The sequence below is a fragment of the Anaeromyxobacter sp. K genome, from assembly GCF_000020805.1.
Lineage (GTDB): Bacteria > Myxococcota > Myxococcia > Myxococcales > Anaeromyxobacteraceae > Anaeromyxobacter > Anaeromyxobacter dehalogenans.
In genome coordinates this window covers 2,386,800-2,408,835 of record NC_011145.1, presented here as the reverse complement: position 1 = coordinate 2,408,835, position 22,036 = coordinate 2,386,800, and the positions used below count along the sequence as shown (strand labels likewise).

Here is a 22,036-nt window from a genome sequence, read left to right as displayed (position 1 = left end):
CCGGACGGAACGCGCGGTGGATGCTATCGACCCCTCCCCCGTGCGTCAAACGAAGCGCGGGCCGGTCGCACCCGCGGTGGGAGCGTGCGCGGGGGCCGCCGGCGGCGCAGCGAGCGGAAGGACGAGGCGAAGCACGCGTCCACGCCCGGGTGCGGTCTCCTCCTCCACCCTCGCACCCTCGGGGCCGAGCGCCGCACGTGCCAGCGCCGCCGCGCCCGCCTCGCCCGCACCCCGCCCGCCGGCGCGCCCGAGCTCCAGCACCGCCGCGCCCCGCCGCACCGACACGGTGGCGGTGAGCTCGCCGCCGGACGGCAGCGCCTCGCACACGGCGCGCAGCAGCTCGCGCAGCATCGCCCGGAGCCGCGCCTCGTCGGCCAGCACCGGCGCGGGCTCGAGCGCCGCGCGCACCCGCACGCCGGGCGGGAGCTGGGCGGCGATCTCGCCGAAGGCGGCCGCGAGGTCGACCGGCCGGACCGCGCCCGCGCCGGACGTCGCCGCCAGCGCGCCGAGGCGCCGCTCCAGATCGCCGAGCGCGCCCTCCAGCCGCGCCAGCTCCCCGGCGCCGAGCGCCAGCCTGGGCGCGAGGAGCCGCAGCATGGAGGCCGCGGTGCAGGCCCGCGCCAGCGGCTCCCGGAGCGCCGCGGCGATCGCGCCCAGGTCCGCCGGGCACGGCCCCGCGCCCGGGCGCACCGGCGGCAGCGGGAGCGGCGGCGGCGTGGGGCGCGCGACCATCGGCTCGGGGCGCAGCACCGCGAGGTCGCGCGGCGGCCGCGAGGACACCCGCACCACCACCGCGCGCGCCGGCGCCGCGCCGCCGGGCGTGCGCAGGTGGACGCGCGCCGCGCTCGGGCCGCGCGCCGCGCCCCGCTGCAGCACCGCCAGGTCCTCCCCCAGGATCACGGAGGCCCGGGCGCCGCGCAGCCGGTCCGGGGCGAGCCCGGCCAGCGCCGCCGCCTCCGCGTTCCCGGCCACCACGAAGCCCTCCGGGTCGAGCAGCAGCGCCGCGTCGCCGAGCGCCCCCGGGACCTGGGCGAGGAGCGCCCGCGCCTCGGCGGGCACCCCCGGCCGGCGCGCGCGGAGCAGCAGGACGAGCAGCGCCACCGCCAGGGCGGCGAGCGTTCCCGCGCCGATCGCGAGCGCGGTCTGACCCGGCTGCACGGGTGCGAAATTGCCCACGCGCTTGCCCTTCGGGAAGTCGGTCTTATCCAGAGGGCATGACTGCCAAGCGCGCGTGGTCGCCCGCCGATGGACCCGGGGTGGCACCCGAGCAGCTGCCCGCCCGGAGCCGGTACGTGTCGGGCTCGGGCGACGACGAGCGCCGCACCGGCCTGTGGGCGCCCAGCGAGGGCCCGGTCCGACGGGATCCCGGGGGCCCCGGCGGCGAGCCCGACGGGAAGACCCTGTCTCGCCCCGGACGGACGGCCCTGAACGAGCGCTGAGGGGCGCGCGGCCCCTGCGGCTGGACGGGTCGCCGCGCGCGGCGGATCGCGCGCGCGGAAAACGGGCGCAAGCGCTCGGAAGACCACTTGCTTCTTGTTGATAACGGCGCAGTCGACGGGTATCCCTGATCGGTGCGCGAGCGGCGGAAGGAGACGGCGATGTCCGACAAGGAAAAGAAGGGCGCGGGGGCAGGGGCGCAGGTCGCCCCGGCCATGGGACCTCCGGTCCTCATCAACAAGGAGGACATCCCGGCGGTGCTGCCGATCCTCCCGCTGCGGAACTCGGTGTTCTTCCCCGGGGGCGTGCTGCCCCTGGCGGTGGGCCGCCAGAAGACCATCGCGCTCATCAAGGACGCGGTCCGCGACGAGCAGGTGATCGGCGTGGTCACCCAGCGCCGGGCCGAGGAGGAGGACCCGGGCGCGGCCGACCTGTACACGGTCGGGACCGTGGCGCGGGTGGTGAAGCTCCTGAAGATGGGCGAGGACAACTACTCGCTCGTCGTGCAGGGGCTCGCCCGGTTCAAGGTGCTCGAGCTGGTGCAGGAGAGCCCGTACCTCAAGGCGCGCATCGAGCCGGTCGAGGATCGCTCGGTGGTGGACGACGTCGAGGTGGAGGCGCTCGCCATCAACCTGAAGAAGCTGGCGCGCGAGGTCATCGAGCTCATGCCCGAGCTCCCGGCCGCCGCGACCGAGCTGGTCGAGTCCATCACGCACCCGGGCCACCTCGCCGACCTCATCGCGGCGAACGTGGACGTGCCCATCGAGGAGAAGCAGCAGGTCCTCGAGACCGTCGAGCTCAAGGCGCGCATGAAGCTCGTGCTCGAGCTGCTCAACCGCAAGCGCGAGATCCTGAAGCTCTCGAACAAGATCGACTCCGCCGTGAAGGGCGAGATGTCGAAGACGCAGCGCGAGTACTACCTGCGCCAGCAGCTCAAGGCCATCAAGGAGGAGCTGGGCGAGCTGGGCGAGGAGGAGGAGGAGCTCGACGAGCTGCAGGAGCGCCTGAAGAAGGCCGGGCTCCCGCCCGAGGTCGAGAAGGTCGCGCAGAAGGAGCTGAACCGGCTGAAGTCGATCCCGACCGCCAGCTCCGAGTACACGGTCGCGCGGACATACCTCGACTGGATCGCCGACCTGCCCTGGGCCAAGCGCACCGACGACAACCTCGACATCGAGAACGCGCGGCAGATCCTCGACTCCGACCACTACGCGCTGGAGAAGATCAAGAAGCGCATCCTCGAGTACCTGGCGGTCCGCAAGCTGAAGAACGACATGCGCGGGCCGATCCTGTGCTTCGTGGGCCCGCCGGGCGTCGGCAAGACCTCGCTCGGGCAGTCCATCGCGCGCGCCACCGGCCGCAAGTTCGTGCGGCTCTCGCTGGGCGGCGTCCGCGACGAGGCCGAGATCCGCGGGCACCGGCGCACCTACGTGGGCGCCCTCCCCGGCCGCATCATCCAGTCGATGAAGAAGGCCGGGACCGTGAACCCGGTGATGATGCTCGACGAGATCGACAAGCTCGGGGCGGACTTCCGGGGCGATCCCTCGGCGGCCCTGCTCGAGGTGCTCGACCCCGAGCAGAACCACGCGTTCTCCGACCACTACCTCGACCTGTCCTACGACCTGTCGAAGGTGATGTTCATCGGCACCGCGAACCTGCTCGATCCCATCCCCGGCCCGCTCAAGGACCGCATGGAGATCCTGGAGCTGCCGGGCTACACGTTCGAGGAGAAGGTGCACATCGCGCAGAACCACCTGATCCCGAAGCAGCTCAAGGAGCACGGGCTCAGCGCCGACGCCATCGCCATCACCGAGAAGGCGCTCATCAAGATCATCATGGCGTACACGCGCGAGGCCGGCGTCCGCAACCTCGAGCGGCGCATCGCCGACGTGTGCCGCGCCATCGCGGTGGAGGTGGCGAGCGGCAAGATCGGCGCCGCCGCCAAGCGCGCCATCGAGGAGGCCGACGTCCTCGAGATCCTCGGGCCGGAGAAGTTCTACAACGAGACCGCCGAGCGGACCGAGATCGCGGGCGTCGCGACCGGCCTCGCCTGGACCGCCGCGGGCGGCGACATCCTGTTCATCGAGGCCACCAAGATGCCGGGCAAGGGGGCGCTGACCCTCACCGGCCAGCTCGGCGACGTGATGAAGGAGTCGGCGCAGGCCGCGCTCTCGTACCTGCGCTCGAAGTCCGACTCGCTCGGCATCCCGGTCAACTTCCTCGAGAAGACCGACCTGCACATCCACTTCCCGGCGGGCGCGATCCCGAAGGACGGCCCCAGCGCCGGCGTCACCATCCTCACCGCGCTCGTGTCGCTGCTCACCGGCATCCGGGTGCGCTCCGACGTCGCCATGACCGGCGAGGTCACGCTGCGCGGCCTGGTGCTCCCGGTGGGCGGCATCAAGGAGAAGGTGCTCGCCGCGCACCGGGCCGGCATCAAGCGGATCATCATCCCGGCCCGCAACGAGAAGGACCTGCTGGACGTGCCCGAGCAGGCGCGCAAGGAGGTCGAGTTCGTCTTCGCGGCGCACATGGACGAGGTGCTGGCGGCGGCGCTGGAGGAGAACCCGGTCGGCCGCAAGCCGCCGGCGGCGCCCGAGCCCGAGGGCGAGAAGAAGCCCGGGGCGACGCCCACGCCTCCCGCCAAGAAGCCGGACGAGATCCGGGTCTAGGTCCAGGTCCCGCCGGCAGGCCCCCGGGCATGCTTCGACGGGGCCACGGCGCTCGGGGCGGCGCGGTCCGCCCCGGGCGCCTGCTACACTCGCGGCATGGCGGGGGTGGCGCTCATCACGGGCTCCGGCGGCGCCGTGGCCGACGCGGTCGCGGCCGAGCTCGCGCGCGCCGGCTGGACCCCGCGCCCGGTGGCGCTCTCGGCCGAGGGCTTCCGCGGCGCGGGCGAGACGTCCGCCGGCGCGGTGGTCCACCTCGGCGTGCGGACCCCCCGCGACCTGCCCGAGCCCGCGCGCATCGCGGTGGAGGCCGGCGCCGCGCGCGCCGCCGCCGAGCTGGCGCGCCGCGCCGGCGCCTTGCGGCTGGTCCACGTCTCCACCGCCGGCGTGTACGGGCGCCCGCGCAACCTGCCCTGCCGCGAGGGCGAGCTGAAGGCGCCGCGCACCGCGCACGAGCGGGTCCGCTGGGCGGCGGAGCAGGCCAGCTGGGCCGCCTTCCGCAAGGGGGCGCCGCTCACGGTGCTCCGCCCCACCGTCCTCTACGGCCCATCGCTGCGCGGCGGCCCGCTGCGCGTGCTCGCGCTGGTGGCGCTCTTCAACCAGCGGCGGCGGCGCGTGCCCATCATCCGCCGCGGGCCGGTGGCGCACCTGCTCCACCTCGACGACCTCGCCCGGGCGGTGGTCCACGTGCTCGACCACCCGGACGCGGAGGCGGTGCGGGGTCGCGCCTTCAACGTGGCCGACGAGGCGCCGCTCCCGCTCGCCGAGCACCTCGCCGCCGCGCTCACCGCCCTCGGCTACGAGCCGGGCCGCATCCTCCCGACCGCCCCGCGGCTCACCTCGGCGCTGCTCTGGCTGGTGCGCCACGTGCCGGATCGCGCGCTGCTCGCCCGCATCAACGGGCGGCTGGCGCGCGGATGGGGGCGGCTCTCGTCCCGCACCGGCGTGGCGCCGGCGCTCGTCCCGCGCATCGAGCGCGAGGCGCTCCACTGGATGAGCGCGGACCACTACTACGACACCTCGCGCCTCGAGGCCCTCGGCTGGCGCCCGCGCCATCCGATCTCGACCGCCGCCATGCCGGAGACGGTGCGCGCCCTGGTGTCGGATCACCTGCTCCCCGGCTCAGGAGCGGGTGCCCTGCCCGCCTGGTAGGGGGCACGTCCCACCCGCCCCTGACCGCGGTGGACGACTTGTGGCCGGGCCCGGGCGGCCGTGTCATAGTGGCGCCCCTCACCCCGCCACGGATGTCGTGATCCGGCCCTCGAGGCGGGCGCCCAGGAACCCTCTCAGATGCACGTGGTCGCAGGCAACGCGCTCCCGCTCCGCCCGGACCGGCGCTCCCCCACCGTCGGGGGGACGCCGCGGTGATCCGGATGCTGGGCCGGTACGAGCTCCTCGAGCAGGTGGGGAGCGGCGGCATGGCCGTGGTGTACCGCGGCCGCGACACCGCGCTCGACCGCGAGGTGGCGGTGAAGCTGCTCCACCCGCACCTCGCGTCGGCGCCGGACTCGCGCGCCCGCTTCTCGCGCGAGGCGCGCGCGGTCGCGCGCCTGTCGCACCCTGCCATCGTCGAGATCTACGACTACGCCGGCGACGCGGCGGTCGAGAGCTACCTCGTCACCGAGTTCGTGCGCGGCCGCACGCTGCGCGCCTGGGCGGCCGGCGTCGGCTTCGGCTTCCCCGAGCTCGGCATGCTGGTGGGGCGCACGCTCGCCGACGCGCTCGCGCACGCGCACGCGGCCGGGGTCATCCACCGCGACCTGAAGCCCGAGAACGTGCTGGTCCACGAGGACGAGCCGCCCTCGGTGAAGCTCGCCGACTTCGGCATCGCCCGGATCCTCGCCTCCGACGAGCGCATGACCATGACCGGCGCGCTGGTGGGCTCGCCGCACCACATGGCGCCGGAGATCGTGGAGGGGCACGACGCCGACGCGCGCAGCGACGTCTTCTCGCTCGGCACCATCCTGTACTGGCTCGCCACCGGCAAGCTGCCGTTCGCCGCCTCGAACCCGACCGCCATCCTGCGCCGCGTCCTGGAGGGCGACTTCGAGGACCCGCGCCAGGCCGACCCGCGCGTGCCCGGCGCGCTCGCCGCGCTGATCCGGCGCTGCCTGCAGGTCGACCCGGCGAAGCGCCCGGCCACCATGGTCGAGGTGCGCGACGCGCTGGACCGGCTCCTCGCCGAGGTCGGGATCGACCGGCCCGACGAGGCGCTCCTCGCGTTCCTGCGCGACCCCGCCGCGGCGAAGGCCGCCTTCCCGGCCCGCGCCGCCGCCGCGCTCGTCGCGCTCGGCGACGCCGCCGCCGCGGACGGCGCGGCCGCGCGCGCGCTGGCCTACTACGACCGCGTGCTCGCCATCGACCCGGGCAACGCCGAGGTCCCGGCCAAGCTGGCGCGCCTGGCGCGGCGCCGCCGCCTCCGCCGGGCCGCCGCCGTGGCCGGCGCGGCGCTGGCGGTGCTGGCCGCGGTGGGCGCGCTCGCGCTCACCGTCGGGCCGCGGCTGCGGGCCGCCCTCGCCCCCGCGCCCCGGCGCCCGCCCCCGGCGGTGGTCCGCGCCGCGCCGGATCCCGCGCCCGCCCCGGCGCCCGAGGCCCCCGCCGCCCCGGCGCGCGCGCCCGCCGGCGCCCAGGGCACCCCCGCGACCGGCGCCGCCACCCCGGCCGTCGCCGCGCCGCACCCGGCGGCCGCCGCCGTCCCGTTCACCGTCCACGTCCGCCCCTACGCGCAGCGCGCGCTCCTCGACGGCGTCGAGGTCGCGCACGACCAGCAGCTCGTCCGCTTCGAGCTCCCGCCCGGCCCGCACGTCATCCAGGTCGAGCACGCCTGCTGCTCGCCGTTCGTGCGGCGCATCTCCGCCGAGGAGGCCGCGCGCCAGGGCGAGCTGCGCGTGCCGCTCGAGCCGCGCCCGGCCCGGCTGCGCGTCGAGGGCGATCCCGCCACCCGGGTCTACCTGGACGGCCGGCTGGTGGGCACCGCCGGCGAGTCGCAGCGGGCCCCGTTCCTGGTCGCGGTCCCGGCCGGCGGCGAGAGCCCCTACGAGGCGCCCGCCCGCATCCTGCTCGACCTGGCGGGCGCGCCCGCCCGCACGCTCGACGTGAAGCTGCGCGCCGGCGGCGAGGTGACCGTGGCGGCGACCCAGGCCCAGGAGTCCCCGTGAACGCGATCCCCCTGCTGCTGGCGCTCTCGCTGCTCGCGCCCCCGGAGCTGAAGCGGGCCAAGGACCGCTTCGAGTTCGGCGCGTACGGCGACGCCGCCGGCGCGCTCCGCCAGATGCTGGCGGGCGACCCGGCGCTCACCGACGACGAGGCGGTGGAGGCGTACCGGATGCTCGGCATCTCCGAGTTCAACCTGGGCGACCTCCCCGCGGCGCGGGCCGCGTTCGTGAACCTGCTCTCGCACGACCCGGACTACGCGCTCGACCCGTTCCTGGTGCCGCCCGCCATCGTGGAGTTCTTCGACCGGGTGAAGAAGGAGCACGAGCCCGCGCTGGCGCCGCTCCGCGAGCGGCGCCGGGCGCTCCGCGAGCAGCAGCGGCTGGCCGACGAGGCGAAGCGGCGGCTGCTCACCGAGGAGCAGGCGCGCACCGGGCCGCCGACGAAGGTGGTGCGCGTGCAGGAGCGGCTCTACCTGTTCAACTGGATGCCGTTCGGCGCCGGGCAGTTCCAGAACGGCGACCGGGCCAAGGGCACCGCCATCGCGGCCGGCCAGATCGCGCTCGGCGCGGTGAACATCGCGGCCATCGTCATCCACAACCAGCTCGCCGACGACCGGACCCGCACCTGCACCTCCGGCCAGCCCGGCTGCTCCAACCCGCCCTACAGCGACTCCGACCGCCGGGTGCTCCGGAACGTGGAGGTGGTGAAGTACGTCTCGGCCGCCATGTTCTGGGCGCTCTACGGCTACGGCGTGTGGGACGCCCATCGCCACTTCGTCCCCATCGTCGAGACGGAGATGGGGCCGGGCGGCGAGCCGGCCGGCGCGTCGCTGAAGCTCGAGTGGAGGTACTAGGGGACCCGTGGCCACGCTCATCGTGAGAGGACCGGACGGCTCCGAGCGCGAGGTCGCGCTGGTGAAGCGCATCACCAGCGTGGGCCGCGATCCGGAGAACGACGTGCCGGTGGAGGACCCGGCGCTGCCCGCCACCGCGCTGCACATCCACTTCGACGGGAAGGACTACAACGCCGCCGCCCACGACCGCTCCGACATGACGGTGAACGGGAAGCGGCGGGGCGCCTGGCGCCTGGGGCCGGGCGACCGGATCCGGGTGGCGGGCACCGAGCTCACCTTCGAGGCCGTGGCGCGCACGCCGCTGCCCTCGGCGCGGCCCATCGCCGGCCAGCGGCTGCAGGCGCTCGAGACGCTGGTGCGCTTCTCCGAGCGGCTCCTCGGGGCGACCGACCTGAACCGGCTGCTCGACGAGCTGATGGACGCGCTGCTCGAGGTCACCCACGCCGACAAGGGGTTCCTGATCCTGCTCGAGGACGGGGAGATGAGCGTCCGCGCCGCGCGCAACGTGGCGCGCGAGACCATCGAGGGCGCGGTGGAGCGGGTCTCCGACTCGATCATCCGGCGCGTGGTGGAGACCCGCCGCGCGCTGGTGGTGGCCGACGCGCTGCACGACTCGGAGTGGTCGGGCTCGACGTCGGTGGTGAACCTGAAGCTCTGCTCGGTGATGTGCGCCCCGCTCATGCAGAAGGGCGAGGTCTTCGGCGTCATCTACCTCGGCAACGACAACGTGGTCTCGCTGTTCGACGAGCGCGCCCTCGAGCTGCTCGCGCCGTTCGCCGCGCAGGCGTCGCTGCTGGTGCAGAACGCCATGCTGCTCGACTCGCTGCGCCGCGAGAACCTCTCCCTCAAGGAGGCGGTGGCGTCCCGGCAGTACGGCGACCTCATCGGCGCCGGCGCCTCGATGCGCGAGGTCTACCGGCGCATCGACAAGGTGGCCGGGACCGACATCTCGGTGCTGGTGTCCGGCGAGACCGGCACCGGCAAGGAGGTGGTGGCCCGCGAGATCCACCGGCGCTCCACGCGCGCCACCGGGCCGTTCGTGGCGGTGAACTGCGGCGCCATCCCGGAGGCGCTGCTCGAGTCCGAGCTGTTCGGCCACGTGAAGGGCGCGTTCACCGGGGCGGTGGCCACCCGCATCGGCAAGTTCCAGGCGGCCCACGGCGGCACGCTGTTCCTCGACGAGATCGGCGACATGCCGCTCGCGCTCCAGGTGAAGATCCTGCGGGCGCTGCAGGATCGCGCCGTCACCAAGGTGGGCGACAACCGCCCGGAGGCGGTGGACCTGCGGGTGGTGGCCGCCACGAACCGCGTGCTCGAGGACGAGATCCGCAAGGGCACGTTCCGCGAGGACCTGTACTACCGGCTGAACGTGGTCGCCATCCACCTGCCCCCGCTCCGCGATCGCGGCGAGGACGTGGTGGTGATCGGCAAGTACTTCCTGCAGAAGTACGCGAAGGAGTTCGGCGCGCGGGTGCGCGGGTTCACCCCCGGCGCGCTCGTCGCGATGCGCAAGTACGCCTGGCCGGGCAACATCCGCGAGCTCGAGAACCGGGTGAAGAAGGCGGTGGTGCTGGCCGACCGCGCGCTGGTCTCGGCGGAGGACCTCGACCTGCGCCCGGAGATCCTCGAGCCCATCCTCCCGCTGGCCCAGGCCAAGGAGGAGTTCCAGAAGCGGTACATCAACGAGGTGCTGGAGCGGAACGCCGGGAACCGCACCAAGACCGCGAAGGACCTGGGCGTGGACCCGCGCACCGTGTTCCGCCACCTCGAGAAGCTCGAGGCCGAGCGGCGCGGCCAGGTCCTGCCGCCCGACGACGAGGAGACCGAGGCGTGAACCGTCCCCTCCTGCCCGCGGCCCTGGGCGCGCTCGCGCTCGCGCTGGCCGGCTGCCCGCTCCCGCAGCCGCTCCCCGACTATCCCAAGGGCGGCACCATCACGCCGCCGCGCATCCTGGCCGACGGCATCACCGTGAACGGCGTGGCCGCGGCGGGCGTGCCGCTCGTGACCGTGCCCGCGGACTGCGCCGGCGCCGAGCCGCGCTACGAGCTCGCCGCGCAGCTCCTCGACACGAACACGCTCGAGCAGGTCGAGGTCCGCTGGTTCGTGGACTACCAGCCGACGCAGGGCGGCGCCTCGTGGGTGCGGCAGGAGTCGGTGCCGGCGAGCGCCGACCAGACCGTCCTCACCCGCGATCCGTCGCCGTTCACGTTCCTGCCCTACCAGCACGCGCCGCGGACCGCCGGCGCGGTCCACGTGGTGGAGCTGGTGGTGTCGAACAACTTCTTCGCGCCGGCCGACGAGGCCGCGCTGCCGAACCGGAGCGCCGCGTCGGGCTTCGAGACGCAGGTGTACCGCTGGACGTTCCTGCTGGTGCCGGGGACGGACGGCTGCCCCGCGACCTAGCCGCGCTCCGGCGGCCTCGAGACCGCCTCCTGCGCCCGGCGCAGCGCCTGCGCCGCGCGCCGGGCCAGGTCCGCCTCCTCCTGCGCGAAGCGGTTCACCTGGGCCCGGTAGGCCCGGTGCACCTGCAGCACCGCCTCGCGGGCCTGCGCCAGCTCCTCGCGCCCGCCGAAGCCCTGCGGGTCGGGGTCGCGGGCGTCCAGCCGGCAGCGATCCGCGAGGTCGTCCACCCGCTGCTCCCACTCGCGCGCCCAGATCTCCCAGCGCGCGATCGCGTCGCCCTCGCCCACCTCGTCGGCGAGGCGCCAGGCCCGGTGGTTCTGCTCGGCGTGCAGCGCCTCGAGCTCGGTCACGCACACGCGCAGCGCCGCGCGGGTGGGGAGCGCGCCGGTGGCGGAGGGGCGGTGCGGCCCGCGCAGGTTCCGCACGATGCTGGTGAGGACCACCGCCAGCGCGACCGCGATGACGGTGAAGTAGAGCGCCCAGAGGGCCAGCCGGAACGGGCGGTAGCGCGGATCACGCGGGGGCGGCACGCGCCGGACTCTGCCAAAGGGACGGGGGGGCGTCCACCCGGTTCTTCCGCGCGAGCGCGGGACGCCGCGCAGCCCGAGGGTCCGCCGCGCCGGCGCGCGCCCCGCGCAGCGCGAGGGCGCGAGGGTCCGCTAGGCGGCCGGCGGCGCGTGCGGCGGCTCACCGGCGACGACGCCGAGGAACGTGCACTGGCGCCCGCTCACCATGGCGCGGAGGCACCGCAGGTACACCGTCGGCCCCCAGAGCCGGAGGATGGTGAAGGAGTGACGGATCACGTCCTTGCCTGTGATGGTGCCCTGCACGCCGCCGACGTTTGCATCCGCAGTGCCGAGACCGCGCGCGTGGATTTTCCCGCCGTTACGGGCGATCGCGCGTGCGCGCCGGCGCACACCTCGCGCGAGACGGAGCTTTCTTCAGCCCTCCAGCGCAAGGGATGCTGCCGCACCCGATCCGGCCCCCGATCATTTCATTCATGCAATCCGCACTGCACATTTGAAAGGTCCAACCGCCCGCAGGGACGGCGCCCGCCCGGTAAAGTCGCCTGAATTCCTCGACTTCTAGGCACCCGTTCCGGGGCACGGCGATTGCGTAAGGAGCGCGCGGTAACGCTGCGGCGGTGCCTGGATACCCCCCCCTTTCCAGGTTCCGATCGCGCGGTTCACCGCTGGGACGCTCTCGGCGCGGTTCGCTCGTTCATCTCGGATCCGACTTCAGCCGCGCCGAGAGCAGCCCTCTTCCTCGACCCTCCGGACCCTGCGGCGCCCTAGCGGCGGCCGACTCGACGCTCGAGATCGGCGAGCGAGAGCTCGAAGACCACCGGCCGGCCGTGCGGGCAGCGCGCCTTGAAGTCGATGGCGTCGAGCCCGTCGAGGAGCGCGCGCGCCTCCTCCGGCGAGACGTCCTGGTTGGCGCGCACCGCCGCGTGGCAAGCCATGGTGGCGAGCAGGTCGTGGAACGCGTCGTCCACCGCGCTGCCGCGCTCCACCTCCGCGAGCTGGCTGCCGAGGTCGGTGAGCAGCGCGGTGAGGTCCACCCCGGCCAGCGCTGCCGGCGCGCCCTTCACGGCGAACGCCTCGCCGCCGAACGGCTCCGCGTCGAACCCGAGCCGGCCCAGCTCCGCGAGCCCGGCCTCCAGCGCGCGCGCCGCGGCGGGCGGGAGCGTCACCACCTGCGGCAGCAGGAACGGCTGCACCGGGATGCGGCGCGCCCGGAACGCCTCCCGGAGCCGGTGGAACAGCATCCGCTCGTGGCTGGCGTGCTGGTCGATCACCACCAGCGTCCCGCCGGGCGCCTCGCAGAGCAGGTACGTCCGCGCGTGCTGCCCGACGTAGCGCAGCCCGGCGAAGTATCCCTCCGGCCGCGGGCCCGCCTCCGGCCCCGCGCCGGGCGCGGGCACGACCGGGAACGCGAGCCGGCCGGTGGCCCAGGCGCCCGGGGCGGGCTGGACGAGCGTCGCCCCGCTCCCCTCCGGCGGCCGCGCCGCGCGCGCCCAGGCCAGCACCTCGGCGGCCTCCTCGCCGGCCACCGGCACCGGGGCCGGCCCGCCGCCGTCCCCCACCGGAACGCCGTCGCCCGGCTGCGGGCGCGCGCGCAGCCAGGGGGCGGTGCGGAGGGCGCCGGCCACGGTGTGGAACAGCGCGTCGAACACCTCGCGCCCCTCCGCGAACCGGACCTCCAGCTTCTGCGGGTGCACGTTCACGTCCACGCGGTGGAGCGGCAGCTCCACGAACAGGACGCCGGCGGGATGCCGCCCGGGCGGCAGCGTCCCCGCGAACGCGCGCAGCACCGCGTGGGCGGCGGCGCGATCGCGCACGTAGCGCCCGTTCACGAACAGGTAGAGCGCCCGCCCGGTGGCCTCCGAGTGATCGGGCGAGCAGATGAGCCCGTGGACGCGCACCTCGCCGCGGCGGGCGTCCACCGGGAGCAGGTGCCGGTGCGCCTCCCGCCCCAGCGCCTGCCCGGCCCGGTCGGCCAGGCCGCCGCCCGCGCGCGCGCCCAGCACCAGCCGTCCGCCGGAGCGGAGCGTGAACCCCACGTCCGGCCGCGCCAGCGCCAGCCGGATCACCGCCTCGGACACGTGCCCCGCCTCGGTGGAGGCGGCGCGCATGAACTTGCGGCGCGCGGGCGTGTTGAAGAACAGGTCCCGGACCTCGACGGTGGTGCCGCGGGGCCGGGCCACCGGAGCCACCTCGCCCAGCACGCCCCCCTCGATCTCCACCCGCGTGCCCGCGCCGTCCTCGCCGGCCGAGGTGTCGAGGCGGAAGCGCGAGACCGACGCGATGGCCGGCACCGCCTCGCCCCGGAACCCCATGGTCCCGATGGCGGCGAGCCCCTCGGCGTCGCGCAGCTTGCTGGTGGCGTGGCGCTCGAGCGCGAGCAGCGCGTCGTCGCGGTCCATGCCCGAGCCGTCGTCCGCCACCCGGACCAGCGCGAGCCCGCCCTCCTCCACGTCCACGCCGACGGAGGTGGCGCCGGCGTCGAGCGCGTTCTCGACCAGCTCCTTGACGATCGAGGCCGGCCGCTCGACCACCTCGCCCGCGGCGATCTGGTTGACGAGCCCGGGCGGGAGGACGTGGATGCGCGGCATGGCGCCCGTTCGTACCACGGCGATCCGACGCGGCGGCTCCCCCAGCGAACGTTTGACGCCCGCCGCCGCGTGCGTCTATGTGGACGCGATGGCGGGAGGGACCGGCAAGAGGAAGGCCGCGGGTCGGCGCGGGGCCGCGCGCCCGCCCGGCGCCGCGCGGCCGGCCCCGCGCCCGGTGCTCGGCAACGACCCGTTCACCCGCGGTGCGGCGCCGCGCCCGCCCGCTTCGCCGCCCTCCCCGGCGCCTTCGTCCGGACCGCCGCCCGCGCCCGCCGTCGCCACGGTCGCTGCCGTCGCGCCGGCGCCCCCGGCGCCCTCCCCGGCCCCCGCGCCGGCTGCGGCCGCCGGCGCCTCGCCCCCGGCGGCCGAGGCGCCGGCCCGCGCGCCGGAGCGCACCCGGACGCTCCCGGCCGACCGCACCGGCGCGCAGGCGCGGCTCGCCGACGTGGAGCGGCGGCTGGACTCGGCGCTCGACGGCCTGGAGGCGCGCGTGGGCGATCTCGCCGCGCGCGCCGGGCTGGCCGGGGCGCGCCGCGAGGTGACCGAGGCGGTGGCGCGGCTCGCCCCGGCGGTGGCGGCGAAGCTGGGCGCGGCGCTGGACCTGGCGCGGCTGCTCGAGCCGCCCGAGCGGCTGGACCGCCACGGGATGGACCCGCGGCTGGTGGAGCGGGCCGAGCCGCTGGTCGAGCTGCTGTACGCCACCTGGTGGCGCACCACCGTGCGCGACGCGGAGCACGTCCCGGCGACCGGGCCGGTGATGGTGGTCGCGAACCACGCCGGCGTCGTCCCGTGGGACGCGCTGGTCCTGCGGCACGCGCTCCGCCGCGATCACCCCGCGCGGCGGGAGCTCCGCCCGCTGCTCGACGACCGCGAGTGCGACCTGCCGGTGGTGGGCGGCCTGGCGGTGCGGCTGGGCGCCGTGCGCGCCACGCCCGAGGCGGCGGGGCGCATCCTGGCGGAGGGCGGCGCGCTGGGCGTGTTCCCGGAGGGCAGCGCCGGCGCCCGCAAGCCCTGGGGCGAGCGCTACCGCCTGCAGCGGTTCGGCCGCGGCGGCTTCGTCAAGGTGGCGCTGCGCGCCGGCGCGACGCTCGTCCCCTGCGCCATCGTCGGCAGCGAGGAGGCGGCGCCCGGCATCTCGCGCACCGGCTGGCTGGCGGACCGGCTCGGGCTGCCGCTGCTCACGGCGAGCCCGCTGCTCCGGCTCGCGCCCGCGGCGCTGCTGCCCCTGCCCTCGCGCTGGTCGCTCCGCTTCGGCCCGCCCATCCCGCTGGCCGGCCGCTCGCCGGCCGAGGCGGAGGACCCGGCGCGCGTGGGCGAGCTGGCGGAGACGGTCCGCGCCACGCTGCAGGGCATGCTGGACGAGGACGTGTCCGCGCGCGGCTCGGTGTTCCTCTAGCGCGGCGCGGCCGGCGCCGTCAGAGCGCCTCGGCGCGCGCCGCGGCGGGCGGGATGGCCGTCCGGAGGTGCGCCAGGCGGACCTGCGGCGGCGGGACCTTCAGGTCGCGGACCAGGCGCACCGCCGCGAGCGCGCGCAGCGCGTACCAGGACAGGTCGATCTCCCACCAGAAGAAGCCCTGCCGCGCGCTGGCCGCGTAGAAGTGGTGGTTGTTGTGCCACCCCTCGCCCAGCGTCACGAGCGCGAGGACCAGGCTGTTGCGCGAGCCGTCGTCGGTGGCGTAGCGGCGGCGGCCGAACACGTGCGCGAGCGAGTTGATGACGAACGTGCCGTGCCAGAGCGCGACGGTGGAGACGAAGAACCCCCACAGCAGCGCCGGCAGCCCGCCCGCCAGGAACAGCCCGGTGGCGAGCGCCGCCGGCGGCACCAGGTGGTGGCGGTCGATCCACCGCAGCTCCGGGAAGCGCGCGAGGTCGCGCACGCGGTCGAGCTTCGTCTCGTGGTGGCGGCGGGAGAGGATCCAGCCCACGTGGCTCCACCAGAACCCCCGCTCCAGCGGCGAGTGGACGTCCTCCGGTCCGTCGGAGTGGCGGTGGTGGTCGCGGTGGTGGGCGGCCCACCAGAGCGGGCCCTTCTGCGCCGCGCTCGCGCCGAGCACCGCGAGCAGGAGCTGGAACGCGCGCGAGGTCCGGTAGCTGCGGTGCGAGAAGTACCGGTGGTACCCGGCCGTCACCGCGAACATGCGCAGCGCGTACAGCCCGGCCGCGAGCGCGCCCCAGCGCCACTCGAGCGGCGCCAGCCACGGGGTGGCCAGCGCCACGAGGTGCGCGGCGAAGAACGGGAGCGAGGGCAGCCAGTCGATGCGGTCGGGGTCGCGCGGCATGAGCCCGGGAGCTTGGCGGGCCGCTGTCACCGGTGCGTCACCGCGGTTCGTGCGCTCGCCCGGCGGCGGGGGATGCCCCCCGCGACGCGCGGCCCCAGAGTGTGATCCGGGCGGTGGGCGCGCGTCTCCGGCGGCCGGCCGTCCGGACGGGGGATCCGCCATGCTGGAGCAGACCGTCGAGCCGGTGGTCGATGTGCAGAAGGAGGCGTTCATCCGGCTGATGGCGGAGACGCTCCCGCTCGCGGGCTACGCCGGCGTCCGCGCCGATCTGCCGGGCTGGGACACGCCCGACGTGATCCACGGCGCCATGCGCGATCACCGCCCCAGCCTGTTCTGCGAGGCGCCGAAGCCGGTGTTCCTCGACGTCCTCTCGCCCGGCCCGGTGGCGCTCGAGGAGGTGGCGAGCCGCTGGCAGCTCTTCTCCTCCGCCGCCGAGCTGGCCGGCGGCGAGTTCCACGTGGTGCTGCCGCGGTGGGTCGCGGGGCGCGACGGGCGCCAGGTCGCGAAGCAGATCGCCGAGCTCGTCGGCGTCCGCATCGGCTACATCTGGGCGGTCTAGGGCCGGGACGATCGGTCTCGCCGGCGCTCCTCCTCCACCGGGTCCTTCTCGGCCGCCGCGGGCTCGTCGCCGGCGCCCTCGAACGCGGCCACCGCCCGCAGGAAGCTCCACACCTGCCGCGCCGCCGACGGGCCGGGATCCTCGGGCCCGTCCGACCAGCCCGGGTGGCCGGTCCGCATCCGCGCATAGAGCGCGTCCGCGGTCATCCGGTCGGTGAGGCGCGAGAGGTTCGGCCCCGCCTCGCCGCCCGCCTTGCGCACGCGGTGGCAGCCGATGCAGCGCGCGCCGAAGCGATCCGCGCCGAGGCGCGCGCCGTCCGGGGCGCCGTCCGGGACCGCCAGGGCGCGGCCGTAGGTGGTGAACGAGTTCGCGAGCTCGAGCGCCACCACGCCGCGCGCCCACCACAGCCGGGCGCGCGGGTCGGTCTCGAGGCCGCGCTGGTCGAACGTGGGCCAGGCGATGACGCGCTCCGGGAGCGGCTGGCCGTCGGCGCGATCCGCCAGCACCGGCTGGAGCTGCCGGATCAGCGTGAGCGGGATGGGGATGGCGCGGCGGTCCCGGGTCCGGACGATCACCACGTCCGCGCCCCGGGTCCGCTCCACGCGGTCGCTCACCAGCGCCGCGAGCGCGGTGCCCTCCCAGGTCGCCGCCCGGCCCGACTCCGGGTCGAGGCCGTGCACCGTCCGCTGCGGCAGCGCCGCCAGCTCGGCGCGGCCGAGCGGGTACGGCCCGCCCTTCACGGCGCCGCGCACCTCGACCTCGGTCTCACTCGGCGTGACGTGCGGGAGGCGGGGTCCGGACGAGCATGCGGCGAGGACGAGGAGCAGAACGGTCGGCTTTCTCATGGGGCTCGTTTGGGCTATGTTCCCGGCTCCCGACGACCTCTCGGAGCGACTCAGCATGGCACGCGCGTTCATCGGAAGCACGGAATGCCGGGTACACGTGGACAAGGATCTCGGCGACACCTGGGCGGTGACGGTCTACCCGCCCCCGACGCAGGCCGGTCCGGCCGCCCCACTGGTGGTGAAGCTCCAGGGGACGGACAAGGAGAAGGCCACCAAGGGCGCGCTGGAGATCCTCCAGGGCGCCGGCAAGATCGACAAGTACGAACTGTAGGCCGGGGCCTTCACGGGCCCTCGGTCCGCAGGACGGAGCCCGCCGGCAGCGCCGCCAGCAGCGCGCGCAGGGCCGCCTCCACCCGGGCCGCGTCCTTCGCCTCCAGCGTGACCTTCACCCGGTGGTCGGCCCCGGCGTCGAAGCGCGGGTAGCTGCCGATCTCGACCGCCGGGTGCGCCGCCGCCACCGCATCGAGCGCGGGCGCGATCTCGCCCTCGCCCGCCGACAGGTACACGCAGGCGAGGCGGAACGGCGGCGCCTGGAGCAGGTGCGCGATGCGCTCGAACTGGTGCCGGTAGAACTGCGGCACGCCCGGCAGCATCACCACGTTCTCGAGCGCGAGCGTCGGGTAGCCCTCGTCCCCGAGCAGCCGCGTCCCCTCGGGCACGTCGGCCATGCGCAGCGCCGCCTCGGGCGGCTCGGCGCCCGGGTGGCCGCGCCGGTGCAGCGCGCGGAGGGTCTCGACCAGCGCCGGCGAGCGGTGCATGGGCCTGCCGAGCGCCTCCGCCACGGCGCGGACGGTGATGTCGTCGTGCGTGGGGCCCACCCCACCCGAGGTGAACACCCAGTCCACCTCCCGGCACAGGGCCAGGACCGCGGCGGAGACCTCGTCCACCCGGTCGCGCACGGTCCGGATGGTGACCAGCTCCACGCCCAGCTCCCGGAGCCGGCGCGCGGTGAACGGCCCGTTCTCGTCCTGGACCTTGGCGGAGAGGACCTCGTTGCCGACGACGACGAGGGCGGCGGTGGGCGTGCGGGGCATCGCCCCCTCCCGTAACCCGTCCCGCGCGCGGACGCCAGCCGGCTACAGGGTCGAGACGGCCGCCCACACCGCGGCGGCCACGGCCTCGACCGGGCGCTCACCGTCGATCTCGATCACGCTCTCGCCCGCCTGGCGCAGCAGCGCGATGGCGCGATCGTACTCGGCGGCCACCTTCCGCTGGAACGCGCCCACCTCGTAGATCTCGCGGTCGAGCGACGCGGCGCGCCGGCGCCGCAGCGCGACCTCGGGCCGCACCCGGAGGAACAGCGTCGCGTCCGGCGGGCCCGCCGCCCCGTTCACCTGGCGGACCCACTCCATCTCCCCGAGCGCCGCGCCCTGGTAGGCGAGCGACGACAGCGTGTAGCGGTCGGAGACGACGTCGATCCCCGCGGCCAGCTTCGGGTCGATCTCGACGGCCCGGTGATCGCGGCGATCCGCCGCGAACAGCAGCGCGAGCGCGTGCGGGTCGAAGTCCGCGCCCGCGGCGCCGGTCACGCGGCGCGTCAGCACCTGGCGGACGAGCGCGCCCACCGGGCCGCCGGACGGCTCGGCGGTGACGTGGGCGGTGCGGCCGTCCGCGCGGAGCCGCTCGCCGAGCAGCCGCGCCTGCGTGGTGGTCCCGGCGCCGTCGAGCCCCTCGAGGACGACGAAGCGGCCGCGAGCGGCCGGACGTCCGCGTCCGCCGCCCCCCGCCGCGCTCACGGATCCAGCCTCAGCGTCTCGCGCAGCGCGCGGAACCGCGCGTACAGCGCGTCCTCCTCGCGCATGAGCCGGCGGGCGCGCAGGAAGGAACGGACGGCGAGCCCGAGCAGCACCACCGCCGCCGCGACCGCGAGGTACAGGAACACCGGCGGGCCCTTCGCCACCTTGCGGACCATGCCGGGCTTGAGCGTGCCCCAGCGATCCCAGGCGAGCGCGACGGACGCGCCCACGCCGATGAGCCCGGCGAAGATCTCGTAGGCCCCGCGCCGGGCCACGTCGATGGAGCGGCGCACCTCGAGCCGCTTCGCGAGCGCGTCGTGCTCGGCGCGGAGCGCGCCGGTCTCGGCGCCGGGATGGGTGGGCGTGGGGGTGCTCATGGGCCGCGTTCTACCCTCGCCCGAAGCGGCCGGCAATCGCGTCCTGGACCGCGCCGAGCGTGGCGGGGAGCTGGACGGCCGGGTTGGGCAGCCCGGCGCGGATCCCGGGCAAGGTCTGGTCGTGGTAGCCGACCTTGAAGTCGGAGAACTTGAGGCCGTGCGCGGTGGAGATCACCACCACCCGCTCACCCCGCTTCACCACCCCGCGGGCGGCGAGCTTCTCGAGCGCGGCGAGCGCCACGCCGGTGTGCGGACAGGTGAACATGCCGGCCCGGTCCGCGCGCGCGGCCGCGTCGGCGAGCTCCTGCTCGCTGGCCTGCTCGACCACGCCGTCGAGCGCCTCCAGCGCGCGCAGCGCGCGGCGCGCCGACACCGGGGCGCCGATCTGGATGGCGGAGGCGAGCGTCTTCCGGGCGGCGAGCGGCGCGACCTCGACCGCGGCGGTGGGCCTCACCCCGGCGCCGGTGGTGGCCCGCCAGAGCGGGTTCGCGTGCTCCGCCTGCGCGACCACCAGGCGCGGGAGCCGGTCCACCAGGCCGAGCTCCTTCATGAGCAGGAAGCCCTTCCCGACCGCGCTCGCGTTCCCCAGGTTGCCGCCCGGGATCACGATCCAGTCCGGCGAGGTCCAGCCGAGCTGCTGCGCGATCTCGATGGAGGCGGTCTTCTGCCCCTCGATGCGCAGCGAGTTCATCGAGTTCGCGAGGTAGATGTCCTTCGTGCGGCTGAGCTGCTTCACCACCTGCATGCAGCCGTCGAAGTCGGTGTCGAGCTCGAGCACCAGCGCGCCGTTCGAGATGGGCTGGACGAGCTGCGCCGTGGAGATCTTGCCGCGCGGCAGCAGCACCACGCTGGGGATGCCGGCGGCGGCGCAGTAGGCCGAGAGCGCGGCCGAGGTGTCGCCGGTGGAGGCGCAGGCGACCGCGCGCACGGCGGCGCCGCGGGCCCGCATCTCCTTCACCGCGGAGACGAGCACGGTCATGCCCAGGTCCTTGAACGACCCGGTGTGCGTGACCCCGCACTCCTTCAGCCACACGTCGTCGAGGCCGAGCTCGCGGGCGTAGCGATCGATGCGGAGCAGCGGGCTGCCGCCCTCGAACATCGAGACCACGCTGGCGTCGGCGATGCCGGGGTAGACCCACTCCTTCTTGCCCCACACCCCCGAGCCGTACGGCCAGGCGCCGAGCTTGAAGCGCCCGTCGAACAGCGCCTTCCACTCGGCGGCGCTCCGGGTGGCGAGCGCGGCGCGGTCGTGCTCGACCTCGAGGAGCCCGCCGCAGCGCGGGCACTCGTAGACCACCTCGGTGAGCTCGGCGCGGAAGTCGCAACCGTCCGCGCAGCGGAACCAGGACGAGAACGTGGGCGCGGCCATCGCTACCGCCCGCCCGGGCCCTTCTTGAGGAACTTCTCGATCCGCTCCGCGGCGAGCTGGACGCGCGGCTCGTCCACGATGAGCGCGATGCGGACGCTGCCCTCGCCGGCCGGCCCGAAGCCGATGCCCGGGGCGACCGCGACGCCGGCCTCGTCGATGAGCCGCTTGCAGAACTCCAGCGAGCCGAGCGGGCGGAACGGCTCGGGGATGGGCGCCCACGCGAACATCGAGGCGGCCGGCGCCGGCACCTGCCACCCGGCCGCGCCGAAGTGGCGGACGAGCGCGTCGCGGCGGACCCGGTACTTCTCGCGGATCTTCACCACCTCGTCGTCGCACTCGTCGAGCGCGGTGATCGCGGCCGCCTGCACGGCGCCGAACAGGCCGTAGTCGAGGTAGCTCTTCACCCGCGCCGCCGCGGCGACCAGCGCCGGGTTGCCCGCGCAGAAGCCCACGCGCCAGCCCGGCATGTTGTAGCTCTTCGACAGCGACATGAACTCGAGGGTGCGGTCGCGCGCGCCCGGCACGGCCAGCATCGACGGCGCCTTCGGGCCGTCGAACACGATGTCGCAGTAGGCCAGGTCGGACACGATGAACATGTCCCGCGCCTCGGCGAACCGGACGATCTTCTCGAACAGCTCCTGCGTGGCCACCGCCGCGGTCGGGTTGGCGGGGAAGTTCACCACCAGGCCCTTCGGCCGCTTCTCGGCGCGCTCCGCGGCGGCCACCAGCGACTCGAAGAAGTCCACGCCCGGGCCGACCGCCACCGGCAGGGACTCCGCGCCCGCCAGCACCGCGCCGAACGCGTGGATGGGATAGGTCGGCGCGGGCGCGAGGACCGTGTCGCCCTCGGCGAGCATGGCGATGAGGGCGTGCCCGATGCCCTCCTTCGAGCCGATGGTGACGAGCACCTCGCGCTCGGGATCGACCTCGACGCCCTGGCGCCGCTTCCACCAGCGCGACACCGCCGCGCGCAGCTCCGGCTGGCCGCGCGGGTTCAGGTACCGGTGCAGCTTCGGGTCTCCCACGGCGCTGCGCAGCCGCTCCACGATCCGCTCCGGCGTGGCGCCGTCCGGATTGCCCATGGAGAAGTCCACCACGTCCACCCCGCGCGCGATGGCCTCGTCGCGCAGGCGGTCGGTGACGGTGAAGACGTACGGCGGCAGGCGCTTGACGCGCGCAAAGGCCTCGGGGTCGTTGAAGGTCTTCATGGCGGGACCCGCCAATTTGCCGGGACGCGCGCC

The 22,036-nt window shown here is 75.4% G+C and carries 21 protein-coding genes; 10 read left to right on the top strand and 11 right to left on the bottom strand.

Translation table 11 applies throughout. The features are described from left to right. Positions 1 to 45: 45 nt before the first annotated feature. Positions 46 to 1,158 (bottom strand): hypothetical protein, encoded by a 1,113-nt coding sequence (locus ANAEK_RS10745; RefSeq protein WP_232288428.1) that lies wholly within the window; start codon positions 1,156 to 1,158, stop codon positions 46 to 48. A 56-nt stretch (positions 1,159 to 1,214) separates the two neighbouring features. Between ANAEK_RS10745 and ANAEK_RS22785 the strand changes: the two genes are divergently transcribed. From ANAEK_RS22785 to ANAEK_RS10715, 7 genes are all read left to right on the top strand, one after another. Beyond that, entirely contained in the window at positions 1,215 to 1,439 is a 225-nt protein-coding gene (locus ANAEK_RS22785) for a hypothetical protein (protein ID WP_012526170.1), read from the top strand. Positions 1,440 to 1,598: 159 nt separating this feature from the next. Continuing rightward, entirely contained in the window at positions 1,599 to 4,106 is a 2,508-nt protein-coding gene (gene lon / locus ANAEK_RS10740; protein ID WP_012526169.1) for an endopeptidase La, read from the top strand. Between the two features lie 96 nt (positions 4,107 to 4,202). Then, a complete protein-coding gene (locus tag ANAEK_RS10735) occupies positions 4,203 to 5,255 on the top strand; it encodes an NAD(P)-dependent oxidoreductase (RefSeq protein WP_012526168.1) in 1,053 nt (350 codons plus the stop codon). 221 nt (positions 5,256 to 5,476) lie between these two features. Then, the gene (locus ANAEK_RS10730) at positions 5,477 to 7,261 is read left to right on the top strand and encodes a serine/threonine-protein kinase (protein WP_012526167.1); all 1,785 of its coding nucleotides are present in this window, start codon (positions 5,477 to 5,479) and stop codon (positions 7,259 to 7,261) included. Continuing rightward, entirely contained in the window at positions 7,258 to 8,112 is an 855-nt protein-coding gene (locus ANAEK_RS10725; RefSeq protein ID WP_012526166.1) for a tetratricopeptide repeat protein, read from the top strand. The genes ANAEK_RS10730 and ANAEK_RS10725 overlap by 4 nt, the downstream gene beginning before the upstream one ends. A gap of 7 nt (positions 8,113 to 8,119) precedes the next feature. Beyond that, positions 8,120 to 9,946, top strand: a complete 1,827-nt coding sequence (locus ANAEK_RS10720; RefSeq protein ID WP_012526165.1) for a sigma-54-dependent Fis family transcriptional regulator — start codon at positions 8,120 to 8,122, stop codon at positions 9,944 to 9,946. Then, complete coding sequence (locus ANAEK_RS10715) at positions 9,943 to 10,515, top strand: hypothetical protein (RefSeq protein ID WP_012526164.1); 573 nt, start codon at positions 9,943 to 9,945, stop codon at positions 10,513 to 10,515. The genes ANAEK_RS10720 and ANAEK_RS10715 overlap by 4 nt, the downstream gene beginning before the upstream one ends. Here the strand turns inward: ANAEK_RS10715 and ANAEK_RS10710 are convergent. From ANAEK_RS10710 to mutL, 3 genes are all read right to left on the bottom strand, one after another. Further along, on the bottom strand, positions 10,512 to 11,045 hold the full coding sequence (locus tag ANAEK_RS10710) for a hypothetical protein (protein WP_012526163.1): 534 nt from the start codon (positions 11,043 to 11,045) through the stop codon (positions 10,512 to 10,514). The genes ANAEK_RS10715 and ANAEK_RS10710 overlap by 4 nt on opposite strands. A 129-nt stretch (positions 11,046 to 11,174) precedes the next feature. After that, entirely contained in the window at positions 11,175 to 11,345 is a 171-nt protein-coding gene (locus ANAEK_RS23015; RefSeq protein WP_012526162.1) for a hypothetical protein, read from the bottom strand. Positions 11,346 to 11,806: 461 nt separating this feature from the next. Beyond that, positions 11,807 to 13,630 carry a DNA mismatch repair endonuclease MutL gene (gene mutL / locus ANAEK_RS10705; RefSeq protein ID WP_012526161.1) on the bottom strand — a complete coding sequence of 608 codons (1,824 nt, stop codon included), beginning with the start codon at positions 13,628 to 13,630 and terminating at the stop codon, positions 11,807 to 11,809. Between the two features lie 88 nt (positions 13,631 to 13,718). On the opposite strand from mutL, the gene ANAEK_RS23620 reads away from it, so the two are divergent. Beyond that, positions 13,719 to 15,026, top strand: coding sequence for a lysophospholipid acyltransferase family protein (locus ANAEK_RS23620; protein WP_049778385.1), 1,308 nt, complete (start codon positions 13,719 to 13,721; stop codon positions 15,024 to 15,026). 19 nt (positions 15,027 to 15,045) lie between these two features. Here ANAEK_RS23620 and ANAEK_RS23615 read toward each other — a convergent pair whose 3' ends face one another. Continuing rightward, a complete protein-coding gene (locus ANAEK_RS23615; protein ID WP_012526159.1) occupies positions 15,046 to 15,909 on the bottom strand; it encodes an acyl-CoA desaturase in 864 nt (287 codons plus the stop codon). A gap of 160 nt (positions 15,910 to 16,069) precedes the next feature. On the opposite strand from ANAEK_RS23615, the gene ANAEK_RS10690 reads away from it, so the two are divergent. Next, positions 16,070 to 16,468, top strand: coding sequence for a hypothetical protein (locus ANAEK_RS10690; protein ID WP_012526158.1), 399 nt, complete (start codon positions 16,070 to 16,072; stop codon positions 16,466 to 16,468). On the opposite strand, the gene ANAEK_RS10685 is transcribed toward ANAEK_RS10690, so the two are convergent. Beyond that, complete coding sequence (locus tag ANAEK_RS10685; protein WP_012526157.1) at positions 16,465 to 17,313, bottom strand: c-type cytochrome; 849 nt, start codon at positions 17,311 to 17,313, stop codon at positions 16,465 to 16,467. The genes ANAEK_RS10690 and ANAEK_RS10685 overlap by 4 nt on opposite strands. Positions 17,314 to 17,410: 97 nt before the next feature. Between ANAEK_RS10685 and ANAEK_RS10680 the strand changes: the two genes are divergently transcribed. After that, the gene (locus ANAEK_RS10680) at positions 17,411 to 17,584 is read left to right on the top strand and encodes a hypothetical protein (RefSeq protein WP_232288427.1); all 174 of its coding nucleotides are present in this window, start codon (positions 17,411 to 17,413) and stop codon (positions 17,582 to 17,584) included. A gap of 10 nt (positions 17,585 to 17,594) precedes the next feature. Here the strand turns inward: ANAEK_RS10680 and ANAEK_RS10675 are convergent, their stop codons facing one another. From ANAEK_RS10675 to ANAEK_RS10655, 5 genes are read right to left on the bottom strand one after another with little or no spacing between them, the layout of a single operon-like run. Then, positions 17,595 to 18,347 carry a molybdopterin-binding protein gene (locus ANAEK_RS10675; protein WP_012526155.1) on the bottom strand — a complete coding sequence of 251 codons (753 nt, stop codon included), beginning with the start codon at positions 18,345 to 18,347 and terminating at the stop codon, positions 17,595 to 17,597. A 42-nt stretch (positions 18,348 to 18,389) separates the two neighbouring features. Further along, positions 18,390 to 19,049, bottom strand: coding sequence for a dTMP kinase (gene tmk / locus ANAEK_RS10670; RefSeq protein ID WP_012526154.1), 660 nt, complete (start codon positions 19,047 to 19,049; stop codon positions 18,390 to 18,392). Then, a complete protein-coding gene (locus tag ANAEK_RS10665) occupies positions 19,046 to 19,426 on the bottom strand; it encodes a hypothetical protein (RefSeq protein ID WP_012526153.1) in 381 nt (126 codons plus the stop codon). Before ANAEK_RS10665 ends, tmk begins: the two co-directional genes overlap by 4 nt. 10 nt (positions 19,427 to 19,436) lie before the next feature. Then, positions 19,437 to 20,795: a threonine synthase gene (gene thrC / locus ANAEK_RS10660; protein ID WP_012526152.1), complete on the bottom strand. Its 1,359-nt coding sequence runs from the start codon at positions 20,793 to 20,795 to the stop codon at positions 19,437 to 19,439. 2 nt (positions 20,796 to 20,797) lie between these two features. Continuing rightward, positions 20,798 to 22,003, bottom strand: a complete 1,206-nt coding sequence (locus ANAEK_RS10655; protein WP_012526151.1) for an aminotransferase class I/II-fold pyridoxal phosphate-dependent enzyme — start codon at positions 22,001 to 22,003, stop codon at positions 20,798 to 20,800. Positions 22,004 to 22,036: the final 33 nt, after the last annotated feature.

Coding starts and splice junctions, on each gene's coding strand:
- ANAEK_RS22785 (WP_012526170.1), top strand. CDS start 1,215: ATGACTGCCAAGCGCGCGTGGTCGCCCGCCGATGGACCCGGGGTGGCA.
- lon (WP_012526169.1), top strand. CDS start 1,599: ATGTCCGACAAGGAAAAGAAGGGCGCGGGGGCAGGGGCGCAGGTCGCC.
- ANAEK_RS10735 (WP_012526168.1), top strand. CDS start 4,203: ATGGCGGGGGTGGCGCTCATCACGGGCTCCGGCGGCGCCGTGGCCGAC.
- ANAEK_RS10730 (WP_012526167.1), top strand. CDS start 5,477: ATGCTGGGCCGGTACGAGCTCCTCGAGCAGGTGGGGAGCGGCGGCATG.
- mutL (WP_012526161.1), bottom strand. CDS start 13,630: ATGCCGCGCATCCACGTCCTCCCGCCCGGGCTCGTCAACCAGATCGCC.
- ANAEK_RS23620 (WP_049778385.1), top strand. CDS start 13,719: ATGGCGGGAGGGACCGGCAAGAGGAAGGCCGCGGGTCGGCGCGGGGCC.
- ANAEK_RS23615 (WP_012526159.1), bottom strand. CDS start 15,909: ATGCCGCGCGACCCCGACCGCATCGACTGGCTGCCCTCGCTCCCGTTC.
- ANAEK_RS10690 (WP_012526158.1), top strand. CDS start 16,070: ATGCTGGAGCAGACCGTCGAGCCGGTGGTCGATGTGCAGAAGGAGGCG.
- ANAEK_RS10685 (WP_012526157.1), bottom strand. CDS start 17,313: ATGAGAAAGCCGACCGTTCTGCTCCTCGTCCTCGCCGCATGCTCGTCC.
- ANAEK_RS10675 (WP_012526155.1), bottom strand. CDS start 18,347: ATGCCCCGCACGCCCACCGCCGCCCTCGTCGTCGTCGGCAACGAGGTC.
- ANAEK_RS10665 (WP_012526153.1), bottom strand. CDS start 19,426: ATGAGCACCCCCACGCCCACCCATCCCGGCGCCGAGACCGGCGCGCTC.
- thrC (WP_012526152.1), bottom strand. CDS start 20,795: ATGGCCGCGCCCACGTTCTCGTCCTGGTTCCGCTGCGCGGACGGTTGC.
- ANAEK_RS10655 (WP_012526151.1), bottom strand. CDS start 22,003: ATGAAGACCTTCAACGACCCCGAGGCCTTTGCGCGCGTCAAGCGCCTG.